This window comes from Paenarthrobacter sp. NPDC091711, from assembly GCF_044756605.1.
Classification (GTDB): Bacteria; Actinomycetota; Actinomycetes; order Actinomycetales; family Micrococcaceae; genus Arthrobacter.
Map to the genome: position 1 here is coordinate 514,565 of NZ_JBIVTF010000002.1, position 12,399 is coordinate 526,963.

A 12,399-nucleotide genomic window follows, 5' to 3' on the forward strand; every position below is an offset into this window, starting at 1 on the left:
CGTGAGAGAGCGTCCACGCCAAACCCGAGGGACGTGAGAGAGCGTCCACGCCAAACCCGAGGGACGTGAGAGAGCGTCCACGCCTAACCCGAGGGACGTGAGAGAGGATCGGGGGATGCAAAAATGCCCGCCGCCTCGAAAGGCAGCGGGCATTCACGCTTGATGAAGTATCTCTACTTCTTATTGCGGCGCTGGTGGCGAGTCTTGCGAAGCAGCTTGCGGTGCTTCTTCTTGGCCATACGCTTGCGGCGCTTCTTAATAACTGAACCCACGAAAGTTCCTTACAAACTAGAAGTTCCTGTCTGTTGGAACCGATCCGCGGAAGCAGACAGTACAACTGACAGATTCTTACATTGACGTAAAACGTTCCTTAACAGAGTACCGCTTCAAAGGGGCACCCCATGACCACGGTCCGGAGGACGGACCCCGGCAGGCCTCAGGCGGTCTCGGATTGTCCGTCCACCACAGCACCTTTGAGGTACTGGGCAACAGCCTCTTCAGGGACCCGGAAGGAACGGCCGAACCTCACGGCGGGCATTTCCCCTGAGTGGACCAGGCGATACACGGTCATTTTGGAAACACGCAGGACGTCGGCGACTTCGGCCACCGTCATGAAACGCGCATTCGAGAAGTTAGTCTCCGCGGACATTTCCCATATTCCTTTGCTCTCAGACAGTAGGACACCCCCAGTGGAACGGTGTGCCGATGCTGAGCCATCAAACAACCATGTGCTAGATACTCTAGAGGCTGATGGGGCCAATGTGAAAGAGCCTGGTCCTTGGTTCTGCCCATTCCGTGGGTTCCCTGCCAGCCGTGCCGGGCGCACGGCATGCTCGGCAGGGAACCCCCGTAGCGGGCCGCGGCCCACCCGAGCCTAAGCCGCAACCACTGCCCGGCGTTTCCGTGCCGACGCCGCGAGCTGCTCCAACACTGAGGCGGTGACGTCCCACTCCATGCAGGCATCGGTGACGCTCTGGCCGTAGACGAGCTCCTGCGTTCCCGCGAGCTGAGCAGCCACATCCAGGTTCTGCGCGCCTCCTACGAGGAAGCTCTCCAGCATGACCCCGGCAATCGGCGAGGTCTCTCCTGCTTCGAGCTGCGCACCGATTTCCAGTGCAACCTCGGCCTGGCGGTGATGGCTCTTGCCGCTGTTGGCGTGGCTGGCGTCCACGATCAGGCGCGGGTTGAGGCCCTTGGCTGCGAGTTTGGCCGAGGCCGCTGCGACGTCGTCGGCAGCGTAGTTGGGGCCTTTGCGTCCGCCGCGGAGGATCACGTGGGTGTCGGGGTTTCCGGAGGTCGCTACGAGAGCTGCGCGGCCGTCGTCGTCGATTCCCAGGAAGGCCTGCTCAGCGGCAGAAGCGCCGCACGCGTCGATGGCTACCTGGAGGTCGCCGTCGGTGCCGTTCTTGAAGCCGATGGGCATGGACAGCCCGGAGGCCAGCTGGCGGTGGATCTGGCTTTCGGTGGTGCGTGCTCCAATGGCACCCCAGGAGACGAGGTCCGCCATGTACTGCGGGCTGATGGGCTCCAGGAACTCGGTGGCAGTGGGCAGGCCCAATGCGGTGACCTGCTTCAGGAATCCGCGGGCGGCACGGAGTCCGGCGGCGATGTCGTGGCTGCCGTCAAGGTGGGGATCGTTGATGAGGCCCTTCCAGCCAACTGTGGTGCGCGGCTTCTCGAAGTAGGTCCGCATGACGATCAGCAGGTCTTCCTTGTGCTTCTCGGCTTGGCTGACCAAGCGACGGGCGTATTCGAGGCCGGCTTTGGGGTCGTGGATGGAGCACGGGCCAACGATGACCAGGAGGCGGTCATCCACACCGTCCATGATGGCGCGGACCTGGTCACGGCCACGGTCGACGACGGCAGCCGAGCGGCCGTCCAGCGGCAACTCCGCGATGAGGTCCTGAGGGGCCGGAAGCGGCTCGAATCGGGCAACCCGCAGGTTGGAGGTGGCGGGCTGAGCGGTGTCACCGGCGTCGGCGGAGTTGAGCGATTCGGTGGGTTCTGCGGCGATGCTGGTCATTTCTGGGTCCTGTTCCGGGATGCGGAGCGGGCCCCTTTTCAGAACCCGCCGGATATGGCGAAGGGCAGAGAATAATCTCTGCCCTGTTGGCTCTGAAGGAAAGTTGGATGCGTGTCAGTTAGACGCGGGCCCCTCCAGAGCCAACGAAAAATACGCATACCAACGGTTTGTCATAGCCACACCATAACCGCGGTTCTTGACCACGGGCAAATCGCGTCCATCAAGATGACAGCAGTTTGCGCAGGAACTGCAACTGCTTGATCCAGTGGTGCTCCTGCCCGCCTTCGTGGTTGTTGAAGCGGTACACCTCCATGTCCTTCTCCGGCGCCCCGCCCTGCTCCCGCAAGCCGGTTCCGTAGCTGTTGAAGCTCGCGAACACCGTTGATGGCGGGCAGATGTCGTCCATTTGTGCGGCGGAGAACAGCGCCGGGACGGTTGCTGCACGGCCTAGATGGACGCCGTCGAAGTAGTTCAGCACGGCCAACACGGGCTCGTATTTCTCGCGGTGCCGGCCCAGGAATCCGGCGATCTCCGGGTAGGGACCGCGCGGGGTGATGTCGATGGCGCGCGGGAAGTCCTGCAGGAAGGGGACGTCGGGCAGCGCGGCGATGACGCCGTCGAGCCTTCCGGCGGTGAGCCCGGCCGCAGCAACGGTGATGCCGCCGCCCTGGCTGACGCCTGCCAGCACCACTTTTGAGGGGTCGACGGCGGGATGGCTCTGCGCCGCTTCCACCGCACGGAAGGCGTCCACGTAAACACGGCGGAAGTAGTAGTTGTCCTGGTGGTCGGCACCCCGGGTCATGAGGCCCGCATAGCTGTTGCCTCCGGCCGAGGGATGCGGATCCGGGGTGTCGCCGGATACCCCGCCGTAGCCTTGCCCGCGCGTGTCCATGATGAAGTGCGCGTAGCCGGCCTGGGCCCAACGGGTGTTCTGGTTGACCAGGCCCCGCCCGCCGGAGTAGCCGATGTACTCCACCACCACGGGAAGCTGCTCCCCGGGGTCGAGCTGCGCGGGTAGATGCAGCCAGCCCTTAATGCGGTCTCCCCCGAAGCCGGAGAAGGTGACATCGAAGGTGTTGATCACGCTGAGGTAGTTGTCCACGGGCTCAAACACAGCATCGAGCGGAAGCCCGCGCGCCTCTGCGATGGTGCGGTCCCAGAAGTCTTCGAAGTCGGCTGGAGCTACTGCCGTGGAGGAGTAGTTGCGGAGCTGGTCAAGGGGAAGGTCAAAGAGGGGCATGGTCCATTCCGGTTCAGGTGGGTCTGACTGGCGGGTTCAGATGAGCCGAGATTACTACGGTCAACCAGAGGACATCCTACGTCATAGCGCGGCCGATCGGCACTCATCTTGAATCGTTACATTTTGCTGGGGATCGAGCTAAACTAAACCCAATCGATCACGGGAAAGCGCTTGCTGAGGTGTAGCCTAAACCCGCTCGAACACTTTTGTGAATACCCGGACGACGGCGTCACGCGCCATCGTTGCCGCGCCAGCTTTAGGAGAGCCATGGACACCGCTTCCACAGAGTCCGCCAGTAGTCCGACGCGCCTCAGCGACGGTGCGGCAAGCACCACCGCTCCGGCCAGGATCGCCTTGGTGGGAGTCCACGGCTTCGGCACGCACCACCTCCGCAACCTCGATCGTCTCAGCGCCACGGGCAAGGTGGACCTGATTGCGGTGGCCGATCCGAATCCGCCGGCCCCCGGAGATCTGCCGGAAACCACAGCTGTCCACGCGAACCTTGATGAGCTCCTTGCCGGAAACCACCACCCGGATGTCATCATCGTGGCTACTCCCATACAGACCCATGCCCCGCTGGCCCTGTCCGTGCTCGCTTCCAAGGCCGATCTCTACCTGGAGAAGCCACCCGTGGCCTCCATGAGCGACTTCCTCCGCCTCCAGGAAGCGGCGGCCACGTCTGGTCGCAGTGTCCAGATCGGTTTCCAGAGCCTCGGTTCCCATGCGCTGGCAGCACTGGAGAAGCTGGCCAGCGGGCAGGCTTCCGAAGAGTTGCCGGGAATCGGCACCTTGAAGGGGATCTCAGCTACGGGCCGCTGGGTCCGGGACCGGGCCTACTACAAGCGGTCCCGCTGGGCAGGCAAGCGCAGCCTCGATGGCGTGGATGTGGTGGATGGCGTCGCCACCAACCCGCTAGCCCATGCGATCGCCACGGCGCTCCGCATCGCCGGAGCACGGGCTGCCGAGGATCTCGCCACCGTGGAAACCGACCTCTACCGGGCCAACGACATCGAAGCCGACGACACCTCAGTGATCCGCCTGCGCACCACCAACGGCCTGCCCATCACGTCCGCGCTCACCCTCTGCGCCACAGAATCCGTGGAACCCTATGTGACGCTCCATGGTACTGAAGGCACGGCGGTTTTCCACTACACCGAGGACCGCGTGACCGTCCGCACCGAAGCCGGCGAAACCACCCACACTTTCGGGCGCGACGACCTCACCGAGAACCTCCTCCACCACCTGTCCGAAGGCACGCCACTGCTGAGCCCGCTCCATCACGCTGGTGCCTTCATGCGGGTCCTGGAAGCCATCAGAACAGCGGAGGCACCTGCGCTGATTCCGCCGGATTGCGTGAATTGGGTGGGCACAGGCGAACAAGCCCACGCTGTTATTCCGAACATTGAGGACATCCTGGAACGTGCCACCCGCGCCCACGCCACGTTCTCCGAGCTGGGACTTCCCTGGGCGCGGCCCATCACCGGAGGTGCCGAAGCTCTCTTCACCCCTGCGACAGACGCTGCCGCCTCCAACAACGCCGCAGCGGTCCTCCGCAGCGGCAGCAACCTCGAACCGGATCTCTCCCCCAGGCCGTACTTGCACCCGGTGACCACCCCTGCCGGGACAGTGGTCACGGATCATCTGCCCTCGGATCACGTCTGGCACCTCGGCGCAGGATTCGCCCTGCAGGACGTCAATGGCAGCAATTTTTGGGGCGGCCGCAGCTACCGGCGGGCAGCGGGTAAGTACGTGGATGTTAACGACCACGGGAGGATCGAAACGGCAAGTATCTCCCGGGAAAAAGACCACACGATGCTTGAGCTCAACTGGTTCGCGGCCGACGGCGGACTGGTACTGAAGGAAAGCCGCTCCCTGAGTCGCGCAGTCCTGGACGAACGCACCTGGCGACTCGACGTCCAAACCCGGCTCACCGCCGTCGTGGATGTTTCACTGGGCAGCCCCGGTTCGCACGGTGCCGCCGGAAGCGGCTACGGCGGCTTCTTCTGGCGCCTCCCTGTCAATGCTTCCCCTCGCGTCTTCTCCTCCACAGCCGAGGGCGAACCGTCCGTACATGGTTCCGTCACGCCGTGGCTCGCTTGGACGGGAGAGTTCGACGGCGGCCCTGCCACTCTGGTGTTTGGCGCACCTACAGAGTCTGAAGACCCATGGTTCGTGCGGTGCAGCGACTACCCCGCTGTGGGTTCCGCACTGGCGTGGGACACAGCAGTGGAAGTGGCGGAAGGCGAATCCCTCACCCGGACCAACACGGTGTGGATCAGCGACGGAACCCTGGATGTGGCGGAGATCGAGGATTTGGTTTCAGGCCGATGAACACGGACGCCGCGGCAACCCCACTCATGGCCACCAACCTCACGGTGGAGGGATCCGCGCGGTGCTTGACGGCTCCCGCCGCGCCGGTTTTCGGCTGGTTGCTGGATGCTGGAACCTCTGCGAGCGCAGGGCAATCGTTCCAACGCGCCTATCGCCTCAGGGTGCTGGACCACTCAGGCAAGGACGTATGGGACTCGGGCACCGTTGTCACAGAGCAGCAGCACCACCGTCCCTACACAGGCCCGGATCTGACCCCGGACGGCGACTATCAGTGGACTGTGCAGCTCACGGATGCGGCCGGAAACATTGGTGAGCCCAGCAAACCGGCCCGCTTCAGCACGGGTCTCGCCAGCACAGGCCTGCCGGGCGCGGCCGGCTGGAACGCAGAGTGGATTCACCGGGAACCCGGCGGACGGGCGCCCTTGGAGCTAGTGGGCGGCCACCTGCGCGTGAGCGGCTCGCCGTATCTTCCGTGGCCGGTTGAAGCCAACGGCGGCACGGTGATCACCGCACGGTTCCGCCTGCGCCTGGGGACTGCCGGGATACTCCTTCGCAGCGACGGGCCTGGATCCGGGGTGCTCTTGGAGATCAAGCCGAACCGGTCAGCACTCCTTCGCCCCGCCCCCGACTGGCAGATCGGCGCAATGTCGGCAACGCATACGGAGCCTTTGGCTGAGACTCCAGCGTTTGGGGCCACCGGTGTTTCCCGTGCCGGGGCACTTCCGGAGGACGGCTGGCAGGATCTGGTCATCACGGACGACGGCGAACGCATCACAGTCAGCATCGACGGTGATATGGTCCTGGACGCCACAATCCCTGGCAGTAGCAGCACCGGCATCGCGTTCCATCAAGAACCCCGCAGCCAGTCCGAGTACGCGTCGATCAGCGTCCAGGGTGGCGGGACCACCCTTCTGGAAACCGACTTCACCAAGCCGGCCTCCCTTAGCGGCTGGAGCACCACCACTCCCCTCCGGCAGCCGGACGAATGGACCCTTGCGAAGACCGCCATCAAGCTCGAGGGCACGGTAGCCCGCGCCCGCCTTTACGCCGCTGCCAGCCATCACGCCGCGCTCTCCATCAACGGAAGCCCGTGCTTGGAGACCACCAATTTCGGCTACCCGGGAGAGCACTTCTACAACGCCGCCGACGTCACTGAAGCCTTGCAGAGCAGCGACACCGCCACCTTGACCGCCGTCGCCCACTGGTATGGACCCGGTCAGGGCCGCGCTGCCGGACGCCCGGGCCTGCTGGCCCAGCTGACGGTGGAGTACGACGACGGCACCCGGGACGTGTTCGGCTCCGGACCTGGGTGGCTGGTTGCGGAAGGTCCATACCGGCAGAGCGGATACCGGAACGATGAGGGCGATCCCATCGAGCATTTCGATGCGACAGCCTGGCCGGAATCACAGCACTGGCACCCGGCAGTCTCCCTCGGAACCCACCCGGTCCTCCCCGACTTCCCACTCCTGATGCCTAACGGTGCGGGCGTCGCACGTAACTACGCGTCCGCCGTCCACATTCTCACTGCTGAAGACGGGACCCCGGTGGCGGACTTCGGCAGAGTCCTCCCCGGGCGCCCGGTAGTGGAATTTCTCCGTGGTGAGCATGGGCGGACCGTGATGCTCCGGGCAGGGTACAACCTCAGGGCCGACGGTCGCGTGGACGCTGGAAAGACACCCAGCCAGAACACGGACATGTCCTTCCCCTATACCCAGGCCAGCGGTCCGCAGCGCTATGAGGCAGCCGTGCACTTAGGCTTCCGCTACCTTGAGCTCCCCGGCGTAGAGATTGCCGATCTCGGCGCTGTCGGCGCAACGGTGATCCACGCCGATCACCCGGCGGAGGGCAGCTTCCACAGCTCCGATCACACGCTGAACAGGGTCTTCACGCTTCTGAGGGACTCCGCCTTGCTGGGCGTCCAGGAACAGTTCGTGGACACACCAACCCGCGAGAAAGGCCAGTTCCTGGGCGACGCCGCAAACATCTCCTACGCAACCATGGCCCTGTTTGGTGAGCGTCACTTCACGGCCAAGGCGCTGCGGGAGTTCGCAGGATCGGCGCGCCGCTACTGGGATTCACCACAAGAGCGTGGGCGCTACAACGCGGTCTATCCCAACGGCGACGGCAAGCGCGACATCCCGGATTTCTCACTCATGATGCCCGAGTGGGTGGAGGATTATCACCGGCTCAGCGGGGATGAGAGGTTGGTTGCCGAGCTCCTCCCTCAGCTCATGGACACGGCGGAGTACGTCCTCCGGCACATCCCTCACGACGGTCCAACTGCCGGGCTTGTCACGGATCTGGGTGGCGGCGGAGGGCCGTACCTTCACGGGATTGTGGACTGGCCGGCGCCCGGCCGCTTCGGCTACGACATGGACTGCGCGGCGCGCACCACGGTCAACGCCCAGTCATGGTCAGTGCTCGACGTCGTCAGCCGGCTCTGTGCGTCCGCTGGCCTTGAGCGGGAGGCGGCCCGGTTCGGTGGTGCGGCGGCATCCCTGGCTGGACAGATCAATGCCCGTTTCAGGGTGAACGGCGTCATGGTGGACGGACTCTACTCAGACGGCCGCCCCAGCCTCAACGCCTCACAGCATGCCACCTCGTTCCCGTTGTCCCTGGGGATCACTCCCGCTGAACACACGGCGAAGGATGCCGAGCGACTCGCAGGGTTGGGGATGCGCCAAGGTCCAATGACCGTGCACCGGCTGTTCCGCGCCCTGCTGTCGCAGGGTCGGGTGGACGATGTTGTGAGCCTCCTCACCGATCCACGCCAGCCCGGGTGGACCCGCCAACTCGACGCCGGAGCCTCCTTCACTTGGGAGGCCTGGGAGCTTGATGAGGGCACCGACTACAGCCAGTCTCATGCATGGTCGGCATCAGTGATCCGGGAGATCCTTGAGTACCTCCTCGGAGTCCGTGTCACCGCTCCGGGGGCGTCCGCCGTCGTGATTCAACCGCCGGTGTGCCGGCTGGAACATGCCGATGGCAGCGTGCCGACACAGCGCGGCGTTGTTTCCGTCTCGTGGCGCCGGACGGCGGGCGGAATGGAACTGGAGTGCGAGGTTCCTCCCGGAGTTAAGGCCGAGGTAGTCCTTCCCACCGGCAACCACGTGGTCGGCCCAGGATCCTGGCATTTCGGTCCGCGAGACGGCATCTAATGACAGTGTTCATGGTGGGAACTGTCGCTAAATGCCATCCCGCGGGACCTATCAGGAGCTAGCTCAGCGAGCTCTTCGCTTCGTCCATCGCCTTCTTGGCTGCCTCTTGCGGTGACATCCGGTTGAAGTGGACTTCCAAGGCGTAGCGACCCAAAGCCTCGACGGCGGAGCTGGACCCTGCCGGGGGAACGGGCACGGCATCTCCCAGTTCGGAGGAGATTTCATCGATGAATTTGGCCGTGGCGGCGTCCTCCGGCGTCAGCTTGGGAAGAACGGCCGCGCGGACCTCCGAGTTGCCCGGGATACCACGATCGGCCAAGGCGATTTCACCGGCCTCCACATTGTTGGCGAGGAAGTCAATGAATTTCTGCACCTCCGCCGGGTGCTTGGTCCGTGAACTCGCGGACCAGAACTGGGAGGACTTGTAGAACTGCTGTGCACTGGCGGAGTTACCGTCCGTGCTCGGTGGACGGTGGATCTCCAACGGCTGGCCCGAAGCTTTGGTGAGGGCGCTCAGTTGATTGGACCAGTACCAAGCGAGTCCAAACCTGTTGGTAGCCAATCCCTGCTGGTCAACGGAGGCCGTGGCATCCTCCGTCATCACTGATGCGGGCGGGACGGCCTTGGAATCACGGAGCTCTGCCTGGTATTCGTACCATCCCGTCAAGTCGCCCTCATCAAAGCCGAATTTGCCGTCGGCGGTGAAGAGGGATTTACCGTGTTGGCGGAACCAGAGGTTCATGGGTGCGTCACCGCTGACAGCACCCGAACCGTAAACCCCGCTCTTGCTGCCTTCGGTAATGGAGGCGGCTGTCTTGTTGTATTCGTCCCAGGTCCACGTCTTGTCATCGGGCAGTGTGACACCGCTGGCTGTGAGGATCGAGGGGTTCGCCAGGACCACTTGGGCGTTCACGCCGGCGGTTATGGCGTACTGCTTACCTTCAACCTTTCCTGCGTCTGCCACTGCTGAGTCGAACTTGGCGAGGTCCACGTCTTTCAGCTCGAGCAGGGCGCCGCGTTCGGCGTACTCCCCCAGGTAGGCGGCGTCCATTTGAATGATGTCCGGGGCGTCCTGGGAGGCGACTTGGGTGGCTAGTTTGTCCCAATAGCCGGACCAATCGCCGTATTCGCCTTTGATTTTGATGGTGGGATTCTGCGCTTCAAAAGCGTCGATGAGTTTTTGGGTCATCTTGTGCCGGACATCCGAACCCCACCAACTGAAGCGAAGGGTGACGGTGCCATCCGAGGAGGCCTGCTGGGATCCGCTGCCACAGCCGGTCATGGTGATGGCGACGGCGACCGCCGCTGCTGCGACTTTGGCGGCTAGATTTTTTCGTGCTCGAGTAGACATCAAACGTCCTTATCTGAGTCGTGCGCTACGGGCAGAAAACGCTTTCTCAGACTAGATGTGTGCTACATCACTCGTCAAGGGAGTTTTTGTTTGTTTGAGCTATCACTTTTAACAAAAGCGCTCAAACTACTGGCACGCTCCTAGGTGCGTCGGCGGGCCGAGTAGAGCCACAGCAGGAATCCAATCACGGCTGCGGACACCATGCCCAACGCCCCCGTGACCACCAGTCCAGTCCGGACGCCAAAGTCCTCAGTGAGCCACCCGGCCAGCAGCCCGCCCAAAGCGTGACCGCCCAGCAGCAGCGGGAAATAGAGGGCCAGGACCCTGCCGCGCACGCTGGCACCGGCCTCGAGCTGCACAGCGGTGGCTGCACTGGTGAGGAACACCAAGGTCATGAAGCCCACCACAATGAGCATCACCACGAACCACTCCTGCGTGGGCATCAGAGCAGCCAGCCCTTGCGTCAGCCCGAAGAGCCCGGCACTGGCCACGATCCCCTTCCGTCCAAAGCGCTTGATGCGGGTGGCCACCAACGCACCTGCGAGTGCCCCCAATGCACTCACAGTGTTGAAGAGCCCAAAGCCCGCAGGCCCGCTGTGCCACACCCCGTCTGCGAACGCCGCGAGGACTACGGGGCCGTTCATGCCGAACGCGCCCAGCAATCCCGCGAGGAGCATAGTCAGCAGCAGGGGTGGACGAGCCCGGACGAAGCGGAAGCCGGCCAGGATCTGGCCGCGCCGGGCACCAGGCTCATGCGCCTCCGGCGAATGATGAAGCTCCCCCGGCCTGATGGCGGCGATCATCACCAGGACCGATACGCCAATCAAGGCGTTGGCTCCGAAAGCTGCCGCCGGACCCGCTTGGGCAATGACCACGCCCGCCAGCGCCGGGCCTGCCATGGCTCCCAACTGCCCTATTGCACTGTTAAGTCCGATGGCGGCGGGCAGGCCGGCGTCGCCCACTACCTCGTTGACGAACACCTGCCGTGCGGGTCCATCGATCGCGCTGGTGATGCCCAAGGCGATGCAGGACGCATAGACCACCCACACATCCGTGCCGCCCATCGCGTTCCACACAGCCAGACCTGCGGCCAGCAACACGGCCACGGACTGGCAGACCAAGAGGATCCGGCGTTTGGGGAAGAGGTCCACCAACACACCGCTGATGGGGCCCACCACCAGCATCGGAAGGAACTGGAGGGCAACGGCGACGCCAACAGCCGCCGGGCTGCCCGTGAGTTGCAGCACCAGCCAATCCTGGGCGAGGCGTTGCATCCACACCCCGCCGCTCCCTACGAGGGAAAGCGTGACGAAAATCCGGTAGTTGTGGTGCCTCAGCGGGTAATGCCAGCTTTCCGTGGAGCGGGCACGCGGTGCGGTGGATGTGGGGCGCGGTGGGAACGGGCGCGGCGACACGGAGTGTTCTGCTCGATTCAGCGGGTCGGGACGGATTCTTGTGGAGTTCTTGTACAACTCATGCCCTTAAGGAGGCTCCTTAGGGGCATGAGCTGTACAAAAACTCAACGATGGGAACGGATTTTGACGGCGGCAGCGGCCAGGACCAAGGTCCCGGGAACGATCACGAATAATGCCTGCAGCATCCACACGAAGACGACGGCCATGAAGACGGCGGCAAGCAGCAACAGCGAGCCAGTCCAGTCACGCAGCGAGTCAGTCTTGGCGCTGGCGTACGCCGCGGCCCAGCGCTCGGGGCCGGGAACCTCGGCGGACTGCTGGTCGGCGTCGCCTTCCCAGTTCATCCCGCCGCTCCAGTTGGCAGCGATCCGCAGGAACAGGACTGCCCCTGCCGCGGCGAGAACCAGGGTGGCGGGCAGGATCGCTGCCCGGCCGGGCAGTTGACCCACCAGAGCGAGCAACAGGTTCAGGACAATCACGACGGCGGCTACCGCCGTCGTGATTCCCAGCTTCCAACTGCCGGGAAGCGCGCGGCGGAAATTGCCCCACAGGCTGCGGAGGGAATCATCCCTGCCGCTGAGGTGCCTTTCCAGGTGTGCGACGCCGGCCGCATAGGCAGCCGGCGCCGTCACCAACGGGATGGAGAGAAGGAGCACGATGACTCCCGCCAGGATGGTCTCGGCGAAGAGGGCAAAGCGGTTGACCGGAAGGCCGGGATTCCCCGAGGACTTGCCTGTGGCGTTCATAGTGCTCATTCTCTGTTGTTCCTAACCCTTGAGGCCCTGCGTGGAGACGCCTTCGACGATGTAGCGCTGGAAGACGAGGAAGAACACCAGGACCGGGAGGAGTGCCAGGACGGACATGGCGATCATGGCTCCGTA

General features: G+C 64.0%; 9 protein-coding genes and 1 pseudogene. 2 read left to right on the forward strand and 8 right to left on the reverse strand.

Annotated features, from left to right (window positions below):
• Positions 1–173: 173 nt before the first annotated feature.
• The 4 genes from ACIQH5_RS05705 to ACIQH5_RS05720 form a co-directional block, all read right to left on the reverse strand.
• Positions 174–272, reverse strand: a complete 99-nt coding sequence (locus ACIQH5_RS05705) for a 30S ribosomal protein bS22 (RefSeq protein WP_003792170.1) — start codon at positions 270–272, stop codon at positions 174–176.
• 164 nt (positions 273–436) lie between these two features.
• Entirely contained in the window at positions 437–649 is a 213-nt protein-coding gene (locus ACIQH5_RS05710) for a helix-turn-helix domain-containing protein (RefSeq protein ID WP_017199160.1), read from the reverse strand.
• A gap of 225 nt (positions 650–874) precedes the next feature.
• Positions 875–2,023, reverse strand: coding sequence for a 3-deoxy-7-phosphoheptulonate synthase (locus ACIQH5_RS05715; RefSeq protein ID WP_400401055.1), 1,149 nt, complete (start codon positions 2,021–2,023; stop codon positions 875–877).
• Between the two features lie 220 nt (positions 2,024–2,243).
• Positions 2,244–3,263, reverse strand: a complete 1,020-nt coding sequence (locus ACIQH5_RS05720) for an acetylxylan esterase (RefSeq protein WP_400401057.1) — start codon at positions 3,261–3,263, stop codon at positions 2,244–2,246.
• A 267-nt stretch (positions 3,264–3,530) separates the two neighbouring features.
• Here ACIQH5_RS05720 and ACIQH5_RS05725 point away from each other — a divergent pair, with 267 nt between their 5' ends.
• On the forward strand, positions 3,531–5,594 hold the full coding sequence (locus ACIQH5_RS05725) for a DUF6807 family protein (protein WP_400401059.1): 2,064 nt from the start codon (positions 3,531–3,533) through the stop codon (positions 5,592–5,594).
• Positions 5,591–8,752 carry a family 78 glycoside hydrolase catalytic domain gene (locus tag ACIQH5_RS05730; RefSeq protein ID WP_400401061.1) on the forward strand — a complete coding sequence of 1,054 codons (3,162 nt, stop codon included), beginning with the start codon at positions 5,591–5,593 and terminating at the stop codon, positions 8,750–8,752. Before ACIQH5_RS05725 ends, ACIQH5_RS05730 begins: the two co-directional genes overlap by 4 nt.
• Before the next feature lie 58 nt (positions 8,753–8,810).
• Here ACIQH5_RS05730 and ACIQH5_RS05735 read toward each other — a convergent pair whose 3' ends face one another.
• The 4 genes and pseudogenes from ACIQH5_RS05735 to ACIQH5_RS05750 all read right to left on the reverse strand — a co-directional run.
• Positions 8,811–10,103, reverse strand: a complete 1,293-nt coding sequence (locus ACIQH5_RS05735) for an ABC transporter substrate-binding protein (RefSeq protein ID WP_400401063.1) — start codon at positions 10,101–10,103, stop codon at positions 8,811–8,813.
• Between the two features lie 140 nt (positions 10,104–10,243).
• Positions 10,244–11,518 carry an MFS transporter gene (locus tag ACIQH5_RS05740; RefSeq protein WP_400401065.1) on the reverse strand — a complete coding sequence of 425 codons (1,275 nt, stop codon included), beginning with the start codon at positions 11,516–11,518 and terminating at the stop codon, positions 10,244–10,246.
• 104 nt (positions 11,519–11,622) lie between these two features.
• Positions 11,623–12,264, reverse strand: coding sequence for a Poxvirus protein I5 (locus ACIQH5_RS05745; protein ID WP_400401087.1), 642 nt, complete (start codon positions 12,262–12,264; stop codon positions 11,623–11,625).
• Between the two features lie 21 nt (positions 12,265–12,285).
• Positions 12,286–12,399: pseudogene (locus ACIQH5_RS05750) on the reverse strand (carbohydrate ABC transporter permease); the annotation flags it as partial.